Genomic DNA, 17,241 nt, shown 5'->3' on the forward strand with positions numbered 1-17,241 from the left:
GAAGGACGGCTTCCGTATCGAGGAACCAGCCCCAGCCGAAGACACGACGATTGCGCACGGTAAGCGCGTCGATCGCAAGGTGCCTAGACATCGATTGGTCCGACACCGATCAGCCGTGCGAAAACAGGCCACCATCGCGAGCCACGGATTCGCTCGAGCTCGCGGCTGTCGATCTCGAGCCTCGACACGAGCGCGCCGAGCTCATCGATGCGACGCGACCGCACGTCGAGTTCGGCCTGAAGCGATTCCGCCAGTTCGAGCCGCCGAAGCGCCAGGTCGTCCGCCGCGTCCCGGGCGGCCGCCAGCTCATGGATCCGCTGGAGCCGCTCGTGGGCAAACCGCTCCGCCGCGGACTTGGCTTGCTCGAGGTCTCCGAGCGCGATCATCCGCTCCTGGGCGATCGCCTCCGCATGCGCCTTGGCCACTTCCAGCGCACTCGCCTGCGCTGCATGCGAATCGACCAGCGACTCGGCGGCGCGCAGAGCGCGCTCGGCTTCCGCGACGCGCGCGTTCAGCGAAACGACTTCGTTGGCGCGCTCGCGAGCGAGCGACTCCGCCTTGGCAAGCCCGGCGTCGGCAGCTTTCAGGCGGTCCTCCGCGACGCGGAGCTCCAGCCCCTGCGCGGCCACCAGTGACTCGGCGCGGGCGAGGCCGGCGAGCGCGTCGCCCAGTCGCCTGTCGAGCTCCGCCGATGCCTCCGACTCCCGAGCGACGAGCGACTCGGCGCGTGCGAGGCCGGCGAGAGCGTCGCCGAGGCGCCTGTCGAGCTCCGCCGATACCTCCGACTCCCGAGCGACGAGCGACTCGGCGCGTGCGAGGCCGGCGAGAGCGTCGCCGAGGCGCCTGTCGAGCTCCGCCGATACCTCCGACTCCCGAGCGACGAGCGACTCGGCGCGTGCGAGGCCGGCGAGCGCGTCGCCGAGGCGCCTGTCGAGCTCCTTCGATGCCTGCGACTGCTGGGTGACCAGAGACTCCGCACGTCCGAGGGCGTCCTGCAGATCGCGGTTTCGCAGGTCGAGCGCGGCGAGTTCGCCGGCGCGCTCGATCGCAATCGCCGATGCGCGATCCACGGCGGCCTGCAGCTGTTCCGCACGGCGCTCCGCGCTCAATCGTGCATCGATCGCCGCACCGCGACGGCGTTCCGCGCCGAAGGCGGCGGCGCCGAGCGCGTCGACCCACGGGGCGTCTGCATCCACGACGGCCTCCAACCGCTCGAGCAAGCCGGGCAGGGATTCGCGCCACGACGATTCCGCCAGTGCCCGGTGCGTGTCCAGCGCGAGCGCATGGATCGCATCGCGCGCGGTGGCGCCCTCGACCGTGTGGTGCCGCGCACCACGATCGACGAACGCGCCGAGGGCGTTGGGGTCGACGGTAAGGTCGAGCCCCAGGCCCCGCGTGACGCGGCCCAGACACGCCGCGGGGTCGACGAGGAACGCGTCGTAGGTCAGCGTCTCGGTGCGCTCCGGGGCGTCACGGGCCGCTTCGAGGACGTGGCGAAGCCACAGCATGTTCGCGGTTCGCGCATGCATGGCATCGCGCGTCCGCAGCGACTGCGCGACCTCGTCCGGATGGCGCAGGACCAGAAGCCCGAGGGGTTCGACACCCTCTGCTTCGAGCGTGCGTCGCCACAGCGGCAACAGCCGGCACATGCGCGGATCCTTGAGCGCCCACAGGCGCTCGCGGCACAGGGGCGACACCACCGTCGACCGGATCGCTGCAGCCGCCGCCTGCGCCGGCGCGGAGTCGAGCCAGTCGATCGGCATCGGGCGGACGTCGTCCCACGCGCGGCCCAGTTCGAGCAGCACGCGTTCGTCGGCCAGCACGGCATCGGCGTGTTCGAAGTAGCCGCCCGGATTGTCCGGCGCGCCTTCGATCAGCCGGTCCCCGAGCGCAACGCCGCAGCGCGCGAGCGCCCCGGCCACGGCCGAAGTGCCCGACCGGTGCATGCCCAGCACGAGCAGCGCGCGCGACGCCACGACAGCGGGGCGGCGCCCCGACGCCTCGGCGCGCGAGTTCATTGCCCCTTCGGCCGCGCCGGCAGCGGCTTGGGCACCACGGGCGCGCCGGGGCGCGTCGGCAGTTCGATCAGGTCGAGGCGATCGCCGATGGACTGCGTGAGCGCCGCGGCCTGCATGTCCGACTCGACGATGTACGGGACGATCATCAGGACGAGCTCGGTCCGCGTCCTGCCGCGCGTCTGCGTCTTGAACAGGTTGCCGACGACGGGGACGTCCTTCAGAAACGGGACGCCACCGCTGCCCGTGTTCTGCCGGTTCGACATGAGGCCGCCGATCAGGATCGCGCTGCCGTCGCGAAGGCTGAGGTTGGTGCTGACGGAACGATTGAAGATCGAGGGCGACTTCACGACGTCGTTCGCGCCGAGCGGCAAGGCCTCGCTGACTTCCTGCCGCACCTTCAGATCGATCCGGTTGTCGGAGTACACGATCGGCTGGATGTTCAGGATGATGCCGGTCTTGCGGTACTCGATCGACTGCAGCAGGTTGGAGTTTCCATTGGTCTGCTGGACCGACGCGGTCTGCGTGGTCACGGTCGGCACTTCGGTGCCGACGTCGATGCTCGCCTCTTCGCCGCTCTTCACCATCAGGCGCGGCGTGGACAGGATGCTCAGGCGGTTGTCCTCCGCGTAGGCGCGCAACTGGGCGCGCGCCTGCCCGGCCACGTCGAGCAGGTAGGTGAGGCCACTGAACGCGTTGGACGTGCTTCCGGTCCCACCGCTGTTCGTGCCTCCGAGCGTGCCGGACGTGATCGTGCCGTTGAAACGCCCGAGATCGGCATTCCTCGCGAGCCAGCTCACGCCGAATTCCTGATCGTTGTTCAGCGTGACCTCGGCGATGGTCACCTCGATCATCACCTGCCGCGCGGCGCGGTCCATCTGCTTGACGAGCGGCAGAAGTCGCGACCATTCCGCCGCGGTCCCCTGGAAGATGATCGCGTTACGCGGCGCGTCGAGCACCAGCTGCGCGGCGCCGGCCACCGCGGCGCCGCCACTCGCGCCCGGCGCAACGGCCGTCGTCGCGGTCGGCGCGGGTGCACCGGCGGTGATCGTCTGTCCGGACACCGACTGTGCCGCGGCCGCATTGCTCGCGGCATTGCGCACGCCGCCCAGCGTGGCGACGATGTCCTCGGCACGCGTGTTCTGTACCTGGTAGTAGAAGAGGCTGTTGCCGCTGGCCGTGGGGTTCGGGCGATCGATCGTCTGCGCCCATTCGATCGCGTGGTCGAGCACCGCACGCTCCGCGGCGAAGACCACCACGGTGTTCGCCGAGGCGATCGGCAGCACGATCACCGAAGCACTCTGCACCACGCCCGCACCCGTGTGCAGCGATGCGCCGTAGCCTTCGGCGGTGAGGACGTCGACGAGACGTCGGCCGAGTTCGTCGGCGGACACGAACGCGGGTTCCAGGCGCGTGCTGACACGCCCTCGCATGTACGGGCGATCGAGAACGCGGATCGCGGCAGCGGCCTGGGCGACGATGTCGGGCCGACCGTACAGGACGACCGCATTGCGGTTGAGGTCGTCCTGGATCTCGAGCGCATCCGTCTTGAACGCGGTGCGCAGCCACTGGTTGACGTCGGAGGTGCGCACCGACTGCAGCTCGATGAGCTGGAACACCGGGCGGTGCGAGACCGGCACGTCGGGCAGTGCCCGCCCGCTCATGACCAGCGGCGGCTCGAACGCGGTGCCCTTGGCGCCCTGGGTGAAGAACAGCCGCCCACCCTCGTACGACGTGGAGACGCCGTAGGTCTGCAGCACGCGCGTGGCGAGCCTGTAGAAATTCTGCGGCGACTGCGGTCCCGAGGTGCGCAACGTGATGAGGTCGCTCATCTTCGCGACCGCCGGATCCATCTGGAACGACACCTTCAGCACGTTGCCGAAGAACTCGTTGATGAACGTCGGGACGGGAACGGCCTCGATGTTGACGTTGATCGGATCGCCGCGCAGCGGCGGCGTGCCCATGGTCGCGGTGACGCCCGAAATTGCCGGGCCGCCACTGGGCGGCTCGGGCGTCTGCGACTGCTGCAGGCTCGTCGGACGGCGGCCGGGCTCGCCGATCAGGGCGACGTCGGCCGGCGCCGCCACGTCCTTGCGAGGCGACTCCACGGGAGGCGGCACGTCGACGCGCACGGGCTGGGCGCAGGAGGCGAGCACGAGCGCGCCTACGACGGGAACATAGCGCAGGGTTTTCATTTCGCAGGCTGATCCGGAGTCTTGGCCGCTGCCGCGGGCTGGGAGGCGGCACACGAGCCGTCGATTGGCGAGTCCGTCGCCGAGTACAGGGTTCGTTCGAAGGCGCAGCCGTCGCGGACGAAGGTCAGGCCGTTCGGGTCGACGGAGCGAAGCGCGCTCCCGTCGGGCAAGGGATCGCCGACCTTGAGCTGCAGCACCTCGGGGCCGCTGCCGGCACTGACCAGGGCAACGGGCTGGGGAATATTCATGATACCGACAAGTCTCCACGACGCCGCCTTAACGGTGTCGCCGCCGGCGGCTGTCGCCCCCCAGATGGGCGCCGACCGCACCCGCGCGAACTCCGCCTCGTCGACGCGCGCGACCGCCTCGACGCCCGGCACGCGCCACCCGTGGCGCGGGGTGACGCGCGCCGTGGCGGCCGGCGGTGGAAACAGCGCACCGGCTGCGAGGCCAAGCACCGCACCCGCCGCGAGGGCGGCGGGCATGCGGTGGCGGTTGAAGATGTCAGGGCGCCACATCGGAGGCTCCCTGGATGCGGTAGTAGAACGCCACGGTCAGCGAGAACGTCCGGTTCTCACGATTGAGGACGCTGGCCTGTTCGACGACCGCCAAGCGCGCCGACGAGTCGATCGCATGCATCAGCTGCACCACCTGGGCCGGATCGGCCGTGCCCGAGACGACGACCGGCACGCGCCAGAGCCCGGCGGTGCCCTCGACTTCCGCCGGGGCCTGCGCGCTGACCTGCGCCTGCCCGCCGACCGCGGCCGCGCGGTCGCGCGCCCACGCCTGGACCTCGGCTTCCGCGATGCCCACGGTGGCCACCTGCCCGATCTGGGCCTCGAGTCCCTTGCGCAGTCGCGACGCCGCCTGTGCGCGATCGAGCCATTCCGGCTGTCCGGCGAGGGCACGCAGGCTGCGCATATCCGCAACGCGCTCGGCGTAGTCGGCCGCGACGTGCGCGCGCAGGTCGACGAGCGCGAGCAGCGCGTAGACCCCAACGAGCAGGCCGATCAATGCGACGGCAACGCGCAGGCGCGGGTTCGCGCGCAACTGGCGGACGAGGCCATCGAACGGACCCGACAACGCGCTCACGATCCGTCTCCCGCGACGGTCGCCTTGATCACCATCTCGTCGGGCCGCTGCCCGATGTTGACGCTGACGGCTTCCAGTGCCGGCGAGCCTTCGAGGGTACGCACGAGCGCGCGCGGGTCGCCGGAGGGAATCTGGACCACGGCCTCAAGCGAGCTCGGGTCCGGCATCCGCCATTCGAGCAGCTTCCAGCCCGCGGGCAGACCCTGCACGAGCGCCGACAGCAACCGGACCTGGCCGGCGGGAGGGCGCAGGGCGAGCAGCTGGCCGGCGACGGCGGAATCGCGCTCGGCGGCTTCGCGCGCGACGCGAATGTCGTGGACGAGAGCATCCTGCCGCGCGATGGCGCGGTCGATCCGCGCGCGCTCCGCCAGGATGCGCAGGGTCGAACCGACAGGCGCGCACAGCACCGCAACGGCCAGCCCCAGGGCGACCGGCACGAGCGTCGTGCGATACCGACCGAAATCGACGGAACCGCCCGCCGCGCGGCGCGCCCAGCCCGCATCGTCCAGCGGAGCCGCCTGCGGAGTCGGTACTTCGTGGGTCGCCGGCAGCCCGGCACCCCGGCGAAACCCGTTCCAGACGACGAGGTCCGGAGCCGCGGGCCACCATGTGCTGGCCAGCAGCACGCCGTCGCGCCACGCGCGCGCCTCGACGCCCTCGTCCATCGCGACGAGCTCGGCGCCGGTCGCAAGCGCGCTTCCGCGATAGAGGGACTCCGGGAGCATGCGTCGCGGTGCGCGCTCGTCGGCGTCGCGCGCGGGCGCGAGCACAGCGGCGAGCGACCATGCCCAGACCATCGCGCGATCGCCGATCCATTCGACGTGGAATGCCGGATCGGAAAACGGCACCCATCGACGCGCCTGGCCGAGCGCGAACGCCTTCCGCCGCGCCGGGGGAACGCCGCCGCCGTCGAGCACGGTGTAGGCACACCATCCACGGGCGACCACCCAGTCCGGGATCCCGTTGCCCGGGCGCAGCGACGCGACGCCGTCAAGGCGCCGGAGCTTCCGACCGGGTGAAAATCTTCGCCGGGCTTGCGCGGACCACGCCCTCGCCCGCTCGATCATCTGTTGGAAGCGCAAATTCGTAGTCCTCGCGCCAGGGCCGACCGCCCCGATCGAACGGGGTCAGCGTCCAGTGCAGTACACGGGTGGCCCCTCCCCGTGGCGACGAAAGCGCCAGGGTGCCGGAGTCCATAGGATACAGGGACAGCAGTCCCTCATCGCCCGGCACCGTGCCCAGCACCTGGTACACCGCCGCGAGCGACGTGAACGGCCGGAGCCGGCGGGCGTCCACGATGCGCCGCGCCGCGTCCGCATCGACGCCCGGGATGGCCTGCAGCGCTTCGGGCGCCGCGGTGTTCACGTTGAGGGAGGCCGAACGGACGGTCGTGAGCGTACGGACTAGTGTGGCATCGTCGCGGCCCGCCAGCGCCTTGTCCCAGCCGATCACCCGGCGCAGCTCGAGCGGCGTGAGCAGCGTGCGATTCGTGGGCGGGCGCCGCCCTTCGCTTAGATACCTTTCCTTTTCGGCGCTGTTGAGGCGGTACATGTCGTCCGTGTCCTGATAGTCGGCGAGCAGGCTCACCAGCGTGGTCGCCGACGTGTCCGCCGCGTCCTTCGTGGCGAGATACCGCCCGATCAACAGGGCCGGCACCCAGTTCACGGGCAGGCGCCCGCGATCGTCCTGCAGGGCGAAGCGGACGTCGCCGACCCCGGCATACGCCGTACCGTCCAGCGTGATCTCGTTTCCGTTCGGCATCAGGGACGTCGGCTCCTCGCCGTCGCCCGCGCCGACGCGCTCGTCCTCGCTCAGTGCGACGCGCGCGTCCACGGTCAGACCGCCGAAGGTGCGCCTCTGCGTGAGCATCAGATAGGTCACGGTCGCGCGCGTGTCGGCCATGTCGCGCGCGTCACGGAGCTCGTCCTGCCGGGCCAATTCCTCGTCCCGCAGCCGGCCCGCGGTCAAGGCGACGCCGGATGCCAGCAATGACAGGATCACCAGGATCCCGAGTACCAGGACCAGCACGAAGCCCTCCGGCCGGCGCGTCGGCGTCCTCATTCCTGTTCCATCTCGGAGATGTCGCGCCTCGGCTCGAGCGGTCCCAAGACCGACGCGACATCGACATGCGCGTCGCGGACCAGCGCGACCGATGCGGGCAGCGGCGTCTGCTCGCCGACCCCCGGAGGCCACTGCGCGGACATGCTGCCATCGGCGGCGTAGTAGGCGAATCGCGGCGCGTCCGTCGCCTCCAGCGGTGCCGTCCAGCGCGGCTTCCCGTCCTCGGTATAGCGCAACGCCCAGCCGTCGCGTTCGCGAACGATCTCCCAGACGACGTCCGCGGGGGCACCCGGCGTCCCGAAGAGCGGATTGAGCGTGGTGACCGCGAGCTTCTCGGAGGTGCCGCGCGCGGGAGCGGATTCGACGGCCAGCAGACCGTGGATGCTGTCGGTAAACCACGCCTGCACGAGGGCGCCGCGATCGATGCCGGCGGCCTGCGCGGCCACGCGCTCCCGTGCGATCCGGTAGGTCCCCAGCATCTGGAACATCGCCGCCGTGGTGAGCGAGACGATCACGAGGACGACGAGGCTCTCCATCAGCGTGAACCCGCGGGCGCGACGATTCACTCGTCGTCCTCCACGTTGCCGCCCACGTCGCGATAGCCGACCTGCCGGACGTCGAAGACTTCCACTTCGGTGCCCCGGCGCAGCACGCGGACCCGCAGCTCGTACAGGCCGACCAGAAACGGCGTCACCACGCCCACTTGCGTCACGGCCCGCTTCGGCGGCTGGAGGGCGCGGGACGCCCACTCCACGCGCAGGTCGCCGGCGTCACGGCCGCCGGTGGGGTTCTGCATCGGGTTGACGCGCCGTACGACGTCGAGGGCGGCCGTGGTCACGGCCGCGCGGTCGCGACTGGCCTGCACGCGGTCCAGGGTCCTGATGTTGGTGGCGAGCCACCCGTACAGGGCGACCGCGCCGAGGCTGAAGATCACCATCGCGACGATCGCTTCCAGCAGCGTGAAGCCGTGCGCGCGACGTCGGGTCACGGCAGCGCCTCGACGTCGCAGAATGGCGCGCTGGCCCGGAGCGTCCACGTGCGGGCACCTTGCGACAACGCGACCTCGCCGCCTTCGCAGTAGCCGTTGGCGCGCACCGTCCACGGCCGGGGAATCGCGACGGTCCAGCCCGGTTGCACGTCGAACGGAGGCGGGTCCTTCGTTTCGCCGAGCACGATGGACCGTCCGCTGGAGCGCGCCTTCGCGGGCAGTCCGTGCATCTGGTCGCGCAGCGCCTCGACGGCGTCGCGCGCGCGCCAGCTTTCGATGCTGCGAAACAGGCTCGGCGCCGCCATGGCAGCGGCGAGGCCCATGATCGTCAGGACGACCACGAGCTCGAGCAGGGTGAACCCGCGAACCTCAGCGCGTGGGCAGGTTGCCGACGTCGGCATCGTTGCCCTCTCCGCCCGGCTTCGCGTCCGCACCGTACGACCACAGGGAAAAGGCCTTGGCCCCGCTCGCGGTCGGCTCGTACTGGTAGGCATTGCCCCACGGATCGTCCGGCAGCCCTTCCTCCAGGTACGGACCCGCCCACATGCGCGCGGCCTTGGGCTCGGCGGGACGCTCGACCAGAAGCTTCAGGCCCTCGTCCTTGGTGGGCAGGCGCCCGATGTCGAGCCGCAGTGTCTGCACGGCGCCGCCGAGCATCTTCACCTGCGTGTTCGCGGTCTGCACCTTGGCTTTTTCGGCCTGCCCGAACAGGCGCGGCCCGACGAGGCCCATGATCAAACCGATGATGACCAGCACGACGATCATCTCGAGCAGGGTGAAGCCGGACTGGCGGGCGGCGCGGGACACTTTCATGGAAGCCTCTTCAGATGGCGAGATCGTTGGCGCTGGTGATGGCGAGGATGACGCCGAGGATGATGGTGCCGACCACGGAGCCGATCACGAGGATCGCGGCCGGCTCCATCAGGATCAGCACGCGCTTCATCCGACCGCGGCCGGATTCCTCGTAGAGCTTGGCGAGCGAGGCGAGCATGGCGGCCAGGCGCCCGGACTTTTCACCCACGCGCACGAGGTTGTAGGCGGTCGCGTTGAGGACTTCGTGGTCCTCCAGCGCGTCGGCGAGGCCACTGCCACCCCGGACCGCGCGGGCGACCTCGTCGAAGCGGGCACGCCGGCCCGGAATCGCGACGCCACCACGCGCGAGTTCGAGCGCCCGCAGGAGCGGAACCCGGTTGCCGAGCAGCGCGGCCAGGACCTTCGCCCAGCGCGCCGTGTCCGACTCGACGATCCATGGCCCGACCACGGGCAGGCGCGCCGCGGTGTCCAGCGCGCGCTCGCGGACCGCGCCGTTGCGCGAGGCGAACACGGCGCCGCCGATCGCGACGGCCAGCCCGCCGAGCGCGAGCAGGTAATGCGCACGGAACCAGACGCCCGTGCCCAGCACGGCCCAGGCGAGGAATGGCAGGTCGTCGGCACGCTTGAGCAACATCGCGAACTTGGGCACGACGAACACGAACATGATGGACACCGCCAGCGCGCCCGCACCGACGAGGACAGTCGGATAGATCATCGCATTGCGCATCTCCGCGCGAAGCCGGTGCTCGTAGTCCATCTGCGCCGTCGCGTCCGCGAGCGCGCGCCCGAGCTCGCCGGTCATCTCGCCGGCACGCGCCAGCTGTCCTACGTACTCGGGCAGCGGCAATCCGCTGCGCCCGAGCGCCGCCGAGAAAGCCTGGCCCCGCTGCAGTTCGCGCGACATCCCCGCGAACGCCTCGCGGATACGCGGGTGGGCGGACGACAGCGACTGCGACTGCACCGATTCCGCGATCGGCACGCCCGACTGCAGCATGGTCGCCAGTTCCTGCAGCGCGAGCATCACGTCTTCGCGACCGAGCGCGCGCGGTCGCCCGCGAGCGCCGGTGGCCGCGCCGTCCTCGTCGACCGCCACCACGGTGAGCCCCCGCCGCTCGAGCTGGCGGGCGGCGGCCCGGTCGCTCGGCGCGCGCAGGACGCCTTCGATGGGGCGGCCTTCGCTGTTGATGGCCTGGTACGCGAAACGCCTCACGTCAGGTCCCCGTCACCCTCAACACTTCCTCGAGCGTGGTCTCGCCGCGCCACGCCTTCAACAGGCCGTCGTCCCGCAGCGAACGATGTCCCTGCGAACGCGCGAGGGCCTTCATCTCGTTCACGCTGGCGCGCCCGACGATGAGGTCCTGCATCGCCTCCGTCACCGGCACCATTTCATAGATGCCCATTCGGCCCCGGTAGCCGGTTCCCATGCAGGCCGCACAGCCCACGGGCTCGCGCCAGTCGGCCGCAAGTCCGGGAAGCACCTTCGCGGCAAGCGCCGTGGCCTCGAGTTCGATCGCGCGCCCCATCGTCGCCGGTCGGGCGCATGCCCGGCACAGGCGACGCACGAGTCGTTGCGCCTGGACCGCGCGCACCGGCGTCGCGACGAGGAACGGCTCGACCCCCATGTCGATCAGGCGCGTGAACGCGCTGATCGCATCGTTCGTATGCAGCGTCGACAGCACGAGGTGGCCGGTGAGCGCCGCTTGCACGGCGATCTCTGCGGTCTCGAGGTCGCGGATCTCGCCGATCATGATCACGTCGGGATCCTGTCGAAGGATCGATCGCAACGCGTTCGCAAAGCTGAGGCCGATGTCCGAGTGCGCCTGCACCTGGGTGATGCCCGGGATCTGGAACTCGACGGGATCCTCGACGGTGATGATCTTCTTCAGTCCATCGTTTGCCGCTGCGAGCGCGCCATAGAGCGTCGTCGACTTGCCGGAACCGGTCGGACCCGTAACGAGCACGATGCCGTGCGCCTCCGCCGTCCACTCCTGCAGCAGCGCGAGGTGGTCCGCCTCGAAACCGAGCCGCTCCAGTCCGAGCTCCCGGCGTTCCTTGGGCAGCAGGCGCATCACGATCGATTCACCGTGGACCCCCGGCAACGCGGACATGCGCACGTCCATCTCCTGCCCGCCGACGCGGGCCGACAGGCGGCCGTCCTGCGGAAGGCGGCGCTCGGCGATGTCCATTCCGGAGATCAGCTTGAGGCGCGATGCGACCGCATCGTACCGCTGCCGCGGCAGGTTCAGCCGGGTGTGCAGCACGCCGTCGATGCGGAAGCGCACCGCGAACTCGCGCTCCTGCGGCTCCAGATGGATATCGGACGCCCGTTGTTCGACCGCTTGGGCAAGCAGGTTGTTGACCAATTCGACGACGGGCGCCTCCTCCGCCATCTCGCGGAGGTGGTCCACGTCGGTGCCGGCGGACGTCTCCTCGGCCGCCGACCGGGCCACCGCATCGAGCAGTCGCTCGAGATCCTGCGCGCGGCACAACGCGAGCCGGGCCGGCCGCCCGGGAAAGGCATGCCGAAGCCCGTCCGCGAGCGAGGGCTGGATCGGATCGCGCGAGCCGCACCAGAGCACGCCCGCGTCGTCGATCCAGAGCAGGACCTGCTGATCCAGGGACCAGTCCAGGCCGGCCGGGACCAAGGCGGCGGTCGAGCGCACGGCGGCCACGTCGGGGAGCGGCACGTCCTGCCCGAGGACCGGCAGGCCCAGCTGGCTGGACAGCACCTGGAGCAGATTGTCCTCGCTCAGGGCCCCGAGCCGGGTCAGCACGCTGCCGAGCCGGCCTCCGAGTTGTTCCTGCAAGGCCAACGCCCGCTCGATGTCCGCCTCCGCGGCCAGCTGGCCGTCGAGCAGCAGCTCGCCGAGTCGACGGAAGGAAGGCTCGGCGAGTTCAGAGGACATCCGCGAATCCGCTTCTCAGGACATGGAATACGCGGCGGCCGGCCACGAAGAGCAACACGGACGCCAGCATGTAGCCCGCCAGCATGCCCCAGTCGGGCCACGCGTGGTCGAACAGGACGCGCCGGGCCTGCTCGATCGGAATCGTCACCGGATTCAGCAAGAGCCAGTCCTGCATCCGGGCCGGCATCGCGCTTCGGGGATAGAAGACGGGGCCCAGGAACATCAGCATCATCAGCATGGGGCCGATCGCCTGGGCGAGATCGCGCACGTAGACGCCCAAGGCGGCCAGGATCCAGACCAGACCGAGCACCGCAGCCGCCAGGGGCAGCAGGATGAGGGGCAACGCAAGCTGCGACGGGTCGAGGCCCGCTCCCCAGATCGCGTTCACCACGACGAGAAGGGCGATTCCCACGGCGGTGTGGAAACCGGCGGCTAGGACGTCGACCCAGCCCAGCACCTCGAGGGGGAACACCACTTTCGTCACATAATTGGGTTGCGAGACCACCACGAGCGGCGCCCGGCTGAGCGACTCCGCCAGAAAACTGTGCAGGAGCAGGCCACCGAGCAGCCGGAGTGCGAACCCGGCCATGCCGCCGTCCTGCGCGGCAGTCGGCCAGCGGGCCGGCAGCACCACGCCGAAGACCAGCGTGTACACCCCCAGCATGAGCAGCGGCGTGGCCACGGCCCAGAAATAGCCGAGCGCCGAGCCGCGGTAGCGTCCGGAGAGTTCGCGCCGGGTCAGGACGAGGATCAGGTCGCGATGGCGCCAGAAGCCCGGGGGCCGCCGGGCGGGCGGGGACGCCGCCAGGGTGATCCGTTCCAAAAAGGCGTCCTTCCGCTAAGGTGAATCCACAGTGTAAGTCTGCTCGCCTCGACTCATTCGTCACGCGGGATGGCGGCGAATGCACCTTGGTTGTCAAGGAACGGTTCAGCCTGAACGCGTTGACGTTACCTAAACGCTGGGTTAACTTCGCGCGGCACAGCTGGAGCGTCTCCGGGAGCGGAGAGAAGCGGGAGAGGCCCCCCGCTTGTCTTCGACCTGACATCCAGGCCTGAGACAACTGGTTGCCAGGCGATAGCCTCCTGGTACCAGGCGATTGCGGGCAACCAGGTTCGGGCTGTGTACGAACGATTCAAAATTCCTGACAGGAGCTACAAAAAAATGTCCATCAAGAAGAACGCCCTCGCCGTCGCCCTCGTGGCCGGCCTGGGCATGGCCGGTACGGCCGGCGCCTACCTGCTGTACACCGCGGGCGACAAGACCCCGGAAAAGATCGCGACCGCCGACATCACCAGCGCGAGCTCGGTCGTGACGATGACGCAGGAAGTGCAGGCGATCGTCGAGCCGGGTGACTTCATCCTCGGCCGCACCTCCGGCTTCAACGTCCGCCTCTCGCTGCTCGACGGCGCGAAGTTCGCCGCCGGCGCCTTCGCGGGCGACGCCAACCTGGCGGGTGACAACCTGCCGGCCGGCTGGACCGTCACGATCGCCGCGGGCGGCAACGCCGGCGACACCTTCGTCGTCTTCAACGTCCAGCCGCCGAGCGTCTCGCCGGTCCCGGGCATCGTGCCGGGCGAAATCGTCGGTATCGACGGCCTGAAGCTCACGAACCTGACGAACCTGCAGACCGCCGGTAACCAGGTCCGCGTCCAGATGAACTTCATCGACCCGGTCGGCGCCAACTCCATCGGCACCGATACGAGCGCCGTGCTGGAGTCGGGCAACCCGGTCGTCCTGGGCTGCGACGCGACCGTCGGCGAGACCACGAAGCGCATCGACGTCGGCCAGAGCCCGACCCATCCGTCGAAGACGTACTTCTCCTCGACCGGCGAGATCGGCCTGCTGGATTCGGGCTCGATCAACCTCGGCTCGGTGAAGATCACGAAGGACCCGGCGTTCGGCTCGTTCAGCTACACGGGTACGGACTCGTTCACCTCGACCGTGTCGGGCAACTTCGGTGCCTTCTACGCGGCGGGCAACGACCTGTTCCTGTCGTCGACCTCGAACTGCGCGACGCCGATCACGACCACCGAGACGTACAACGCCGCGACCAACACCGCGACGTTCACGTACACGGGCACCCAGGCCGGCGTCACCGCCACTGGCACCACGCTGTTCCTCTGCGGCACGGTCGCGGCTGGCAACACGACGGTGATCGACGCCACGGCCGTCTCGGTCCGCACCGCGTTCACGCGTACCGGCACCCCGGTTGTCACGGGCAACGCCTGCTCGCTGCTGCCGCTGCAGTACAACGGCTCGGTCGTCCGCGTGTACAACGTCAACCCGGCCGGTAACTCGACCGCGCAGTCGTTCGTTCGCGTGATCAACCAGAGCAACACGGCTGGCCGCGTCACGATCGTCGGTATCGACGACAACGGCGTGAAGCGTGGTCCGATCAGCTTCAACCTCGGCGCGCTGAAGTCGATGCAGGTCAACTCCGACGACCTCGAGGCCGGCAATGCCGCCAAGGGTCTGACGGGTTCGCTGGGCGACGGCGCTGGCAAGTGGCGCCTGTTCGTCACCGGTGAGTTCGCCGGCATGGCGGTGCAGAGCCTGAACCGCAACGCGACGGACGGCACGGTCACCAACCTGACCGACGCCGACAGCCGTGGCGAGCAGCTGATCAACGACACGTTCGAAGGCTACACCCCGCCGACCCCGTAATCGGGTCGCGGTAGCAGCACCGGGAGGGCGGCTTCGGCCGCCCTCTTTTTTTGTCTGTTTGACGCCCCCGTGGGGCGTCGCCGGGATGTTCAGGTGGACGCGCCACCCGATCCAGGCCCAAGAACGCTGCCATGCGTGTCGCAGAAGCACGCCACGGACCAACGTCCGGCGCCGCGACCGCCGTCGCCGACCTCGGCCCACGGCTTACAATGCGGCCGTTTTCCCCGCCGGACGAATGATGTCGAACGCGCCTCCCGCACTCCTGGTCGAGCGCATCGGCAAGACGTACCGCATGTGGCCCAGTCCCGCGGCCCGCCTCACCGCGCCCGCGCTGCACCGCGTCGGGCGCCTGACCTCGTTTTTCTCCGCATCACTTGGCGCACGGATCCAGGCGCATGCGCGGAACCGCGTGCACGTGCATGAAGCGCTGTCGGACGTCAGCTTCGAACTGGCGCGGGGCGAGGCGCTCGGCATCGTCGGCCTCAACGGCAGCGGCAAGAGCACCCTGCTTCAGATCGTCGCCGGCGTGCTGCCGCCGACTTCCGGAGGCATTCGCGTGCACGGCCGCGTGGCCGCCCTGCTCGAGCTCGGTTCGGGGTTCAATCCGGAGTTGAGCGGGCGCGAGAACATCCAGATCAACGCGGCCATCCTCGGCCTCGACCGCGCCTATATCGAAGCGCGCCTTGCCGACATCATCGCGTTCGCGGACATCGGCGACTACGTCGACGAACCGGTGAAGACCTACAGTTCCGGCATGGTGGTGAGGCTCGCCTTCGCCGTCCTCGTGCACACCCAGCCCGACATCCTGATCGTCGACGAGGCACTCGCGGTCGGCGACGCCGCCTTCCAGGCCAAGGCAATGGCGAAGATCGAAGAGATCCTCGCGCAGGGCACGACGCTGCTGTTCGTCGGGCATGACCTGAACGCCGTCAAGGCATTCTGCCATCGGGCAATGCTGCTCGAACGCGGTCGAATCGTCATGGAAGGCCTACCCGACGAGGTCATCACGGAATACCTCCTGCGGATCCATCGGTGCGCGATCGCGCAGTCCCAGAACCACCGGGAAGCGCGCATCGAACGCCTCGAGGACGGGTACGGCAGCGAGAGCGCGCGGGTGAGCGAGGCCAGCGTCAACGGCACGCGCCACGCGACGCTGCGCCACGGGGATCCGCTCGAAATCGAATTCAAACTGCGCCTCGGCCCCGCGCTGCTGCATCCCGCCCTGATCGTGGACGTCATGGACGGCAAGGGGCTGCAATTGACCGGCCGACGCATCGCCTTGCCGGCGACCACGGGCGACGCGGCTGACCGGAAAGTGCGCGTGCACCTGGACGCCATCTTCCAGCAAGGGATCTATCGCATTCGCACGCGTGTCGTAGACGCGCCGACGCTCGACCAGACGACCGTCCTGTCGCGCCAGGAGGGTTCACTGTCGTTCGAAATCGTCGATGACTGTCGCGCCATGTTCACCGGCCTGTTCCCGGTTCCGATGACCATCGACGTCGAGTGATGCGCGAAGTCTGGTTCCATCGCGACTTCCGGGGTTACAGCGGCGGCCACGGAAAGGTGTTCGACTACTTCGGGCACGTCGATGCGCACCCTGAGTTCGCCGCCCGGATCTACTTCACCGAAGGCAGCGTCGACGCCGACAATCCGTGGCGTCGCACCGGCGTCGATGTCGCAAGCGCGTGGCGGCCCGAGCAGGCGGACGTGCTCCTGCTCGCCGGCTCGGACTGGTCCTCGGTTCCGGACGACCGACCCGGGCGCCCCGTGCTGAACCTGGTGCAGGGCGTGCGTCATGCAGACCCGGCGGAACCGCTTTTCAACTTCCTGTCGCGCCGCGCGGTCCGCGTCTGCGTGAGTCGTCCCGTCGCGGACGCAATCATCGCGACGGGCCGCGTCAACGGACCCGTCATCACGATCGAGGCAGGCCTCGAGCTGCCCGGGCTTCCGCGCAAAGCGTCGGTTCCCGGACGGATCTTCATCGCGGCGGCCAAACAACCGCAACTCGGCGCTGCGCTCGCGGAACGGTTGCGCGCTGATGGGCGCGATGTCGACCTTGCGATCGCGTGGACCGACCGGGCCTCCTTCCTCGGTCGCCTCGCCGATGCGGAGCGCGCCGTCATGCTGCCGTTCGACGCGGAGGGATTCTTCCTGCCGGGCCTGGAGGCAATGGCCCTGGGCGTCGCCGCGGTGATCCCCGACTGCGTGGGGAACCGCGATTACCTGGATCACGGGACCAACGCACTGGCGCCCGCCCTGGAACTGGAGGCGCTGGTCGATGCCGTGCGCGACCTGGACGATCCGCAGCGGCGCGCGCAGCTCGCCCGTGCAGGGCGCCAGACCGCGGCGCGATTCTCCGTCGCACGCGAGCGTTCCGCCGTCCACGCCGTCCTGGACCGGCTCGACGAGCTGTGGACGTCGTGATGGGGCGACAGCTCGCATTGACCGGTTTGCCACGGGGCGGGACCACCTTGGCCTGTCGGCTGCTGGGCGACTGCGTCGA

The 17,241-nt window shown here is 69.7% G+C and carries 16 protein-coding genes; 3 read left to right on the plus strand and 13 right to left on the minus strand.

Annotated features, from left to right (window positions below; genetic code table 11):
- Positions 1–83: 83 nt before the first annotated feature.
- The 13 genes from ACY35P_RS01565 to ACY35P_RS01625 are packed head-to-tail and all read right to left on the minus strand — an operon-like array spanning position 84 to position 12,893.
- Positions 84–2,018 carry a hypothetical protein gene (locus ACY35P_RS01565; protein ID WP_462114063.1) on the minus strand — a complete coding sequence of 645 codons (1,935 nt, stop codon included), beginning with the start codon at positions 2,016–2,018 and terminating at the stop codon, positions 84–86.
- The gene (locus ACY35P_RS01570) at positions 2,015–4,210 is read right to left on the minus strand and encodes a secretin N-terminal domain-containing protein (protein ID WP_462114064.1); all 2,196 of its coding nucleotides are present in this window, start codon (positions 4,208–4,210) and stop codon (positions 2,015–2,017) included. Before ACY35P_RS01570 ends, ACY35P_RS01565 begins: the two co-directional genes overlap by 4 nt.
- Complete coding sequence (locus tag ACY35P_RS01575) at positions 4,207–4,728, minus strand: hypothetical protein (protein WP_462114065.1); 522 nt, start codon at positions 4,726–4,728, stop codon at positions 4,207–4,209. The genes ACY35P_RS01570 and ACY35P_RS01575 overlap by 4 nt, the downstream gene beginning before the upstream one ends.
- Complete coding sequence (locus ACY35P_RS01580) at positions 4,715–5,302, minus strand: hypothetical protein (RefSeq protein ID WP_462114066.1); 588 nt, start codon at positions 5,300–5,302, stop codon at positions 4,715–4,717. The genes ACY35P_RS01575 and ACY35P_RS01580 overlap by 14 nt, the downstream gene beginning before the upstream one ends.
- The gene (locus tag ACY35P_RS01585; RefSeq protein ID WP_462114067.1) at positions 5,299–6,369 is read right to left on the minus strand and encodes a hypothetical protein; all 1,071 of its coding nucleotides are present in this window, start codon (positions 6,367–6,369) and stop codon (positions 5,299–5,301) included. The genes ACY35P_RS01580 and ACY35P_RS01585 overlap by 4 nt, the downstream gene beginning before the upstream one ends.
- Complete coding sequence (locus ACY35P_RS01590; protein WP_462114068.1) at positions 6,293–7,330, minus strand: type II secretion system protein GspK; 1,038 nt, start codon at positions 7,328–7,330, stop codon at positions 6,293–6,295. The genes ACY35P_RS01585 and ACY35P_RS01590 overlap by 77 nt, the downstream gene beginning before the upstream one ends.
- A gap of 29 nt (positions 7,331–7,359) precedes the next feature.
- Positions 7,360–7,929 carry a type II secretion system protein gene (locus tag ACY35P_RS01595; RefSeq protein ID WP_462114069.1) on the minus strand — a complete coding sequence of 190 codons (570 nt, stop codon included), beginning with the start codon at positions 7,927–7,929 and terminating at the stop codon, positions 7,360–7,362.
- Positions 7,926–8,351 carry a PulJ/GspJ family protein gene (locus ACY35P_RS01600; protein WP_462114070.1) on the minus strand — a complete coding sequence of 142 codons (426 nt, stop codon included), beginning with the start codon at positions 8,349–8,351 and terminating at the stop codon, positions 7,926–7,928. The genes ACY35P_RS01595 and ACY35P_RS01600 overlap by 4 nt, the downstream gene beginning before the upstream one ends.
- Positions 8,348–8,752: a pilus assembly FimT family protein gene (locus tag ACY35P_RS01605; RefSeq protein ID WP_462114071.1), complete on the minus strand. Its 405-nt coding sequence runs from the start codon at positions 8,750–8,752 to the stop codon at positions 8,348–8,350. Before ACY35P_RS01605 ends, ACY35P_RS01600 begins: the two co-directional genes overlap by 4 nt.
- Positions 8,721–9,164, minus strand: a complete 444-nt coding sequence (gspG, locus tag ACY35P_RS01610) for a type II secretion system major pseudopilin GspG (protein ID WP_462114072.1) — start codon at positions 9,162–9,164, stop codon at positions 8,721–8,723. The genes ACY35P_RS01605 and gspG overlap by 32 nt, the downstream gene beginning before the upstream one ends.
- A 10-nt stretch (positions 9,165–9,174) precedes the next feature.
- Complete coding sequence (locus tag ACY35P_RS01615) at positions 9,175–10,374, minus strand: type II secretion system F family protein (protein WP_462114073.1); 1,200 nt, start codon at positions 10,372–10,374, stop codon at positions 9,175–9,177.
- 1 nt (position 10,375) lies between these two features.
- The gene (locus ACY35P_RS01620; RefSeq protein ID WP_462114074.1) at positions 10,376–12,070 is read right to left on the minus strand and encodes a GspE/PulE family protein; all 1,695 of its coding nucleotides are present in this window, start codon (positions 12,068–12,070) and stop codon (positions 10,376–10,378) included.
- Positions 12,060–12,893 carry an ABC transporter permease gene (locus ACY35P_RS01625; protein ID WP_462114075.1) on the minus strand — a complete coding sequence of 278 codons (834 nt, stop codon included), beginning with the start codon at positions 12,891–12,893 and terminating at the stop codon, positions 12,060–12,062. Before ACY35P_RS01625 ends, ACY35P_RS01620 begins: the two co-directional genes overlap by 11 nt.
- 339 nt (positions 12,894–13,232) lie before the next feature.
- On the opposite strand from ACY35P_RS01625, the gene ACY35P_RS01630 reads away from it, so the two are divergent.
- The 3 genes from ACY35P_RS01630 to ACY35P_RS01640 all read left to right on the plus strand — a co-directional run bounded on the left by ACY35P_RS01630 (position 13,233) and on the right by ACY35P_RS01640 (position 17,162).
- Positions 13,233–14,735, plus strand: a complete 1,503-nt coding sequence (locus ACY35P_RS01630; protein ID WP_462114076.1) for a hypothetical protein — start codon at positions 13,233–13,235, stop codon at positions 14,733–14,735.
- Positions 14,736–14,973: 238 nt separating this feature from the next.
- Positions 14,974–16,245 carry an ABC transporter ATP-binding protein gene (locus tag ACY35P_RS01635; protein WP_462114077.1) on the plus strand — a complete coding sequence of 424 codons (1,272 nt, stop codon included), beginning with the start codon at positions 14,974–14,976 and terminating at the stop codon, positions 16,243–16,245.
- Positions 16,245–17,162 carry a glycosyltransferase gene (locus ACY35P_RS01640; RefSeq protein WP_462114078.1) on the plus strand — a complete coding sequence of 306 codons (918 nt, stop codon included), beginning with the start codon at positions 16,245–16,247 and terminating at the stop codon, positions 17,160–17,162. The genes ACY35P_RS01635 and ACY35P_RS01640 overlap by 1 nt, the downstream gene beginning before the upstream one ends.
- The last annotated feature ends 79 nt before the right edge of the window (positions 17,163–17,241 follow it).

This window comes from Lysobacter xanthus (assembly GCF_047159895.1).

Excerpts from the sequence above, each read along its gene's own strand:
- ACY35P_RS01620 (WP_462114074.1), bottom strand. The coding sequence starts at position 12,070 with ATGTCCTCTGAACTCGCCGAGCCTTCCTTCCGTCGACTCGGCGAGCTG.
- ACY35P_RS01640 (WP_462114078.1), top strand. The coding sequence starts at position 16,245 with ATGCGCGAAGTCTGGTTCCATCGCGACTTCCGGGGTTACAGCGGCGGC.
- ACY35P_RS01575 (WP_462114065.1), bottom strand. The coding sequence starts at position 4,728 with ATGTGGCGCCCTGACATCTTCAACCGCCACCGCATGCCCGCCGCCCTC.
- ACY35P_RS01585 (WP_462114067.1), bottom strand. The coding sequence starts at position 6,369 with ATGATCGAGCGGGCGAGGGCGTGGTCCGCGCAAGCCCGGCGAAGATTT.
- ACY35P_RS01605 (WP_462114071.1), bottom strand. The coding sequence starts at position 8,752 with ATGCCGACGTCGGCAACCTGCCCACGCGCTGAGGTTCGCGGGTTCACC.
- ACY35P_RS01565 (WP_462114063.1), bottom strand. The coding sequence starts at position 2,018 with ATGAACTCGCGCGCCGAGGCGTCGGGGCGCCGCCCCGCTGTCGTGGCG.
- ACY35P_RS01630 (WP_462114076.1), top strand. The coding sequence starts at position 13,233 with ATGTCCATCAAGAAGAACGCCCTCGCCGTCGCCCTCGTGGCCGGCCTG.
- gspG (WP_462114072.1), bottom strand. The coding sequence starts at position 9,164 with ATGAAAGTGTCCCGCGCCGCCCGCCAGTCCGGCTTCACCCTGCTCGAG.
- ACY35P_RS01570 (WP_462114064.1), bottom strand. The coding sequence starts at position 4,210 with ATGAAAACCCTGCGCTATGTTCCCGTCGTAGGCGCGCTCGTGCTCGCC.
- ACY35P_RS01635 (WP_462114077.1), top strand. The coding sequence starts at position 14,974 with ATGTCGAACGCGCCTCCCGCACTCCTGGTCGAGCGCATCGGCAAGACG.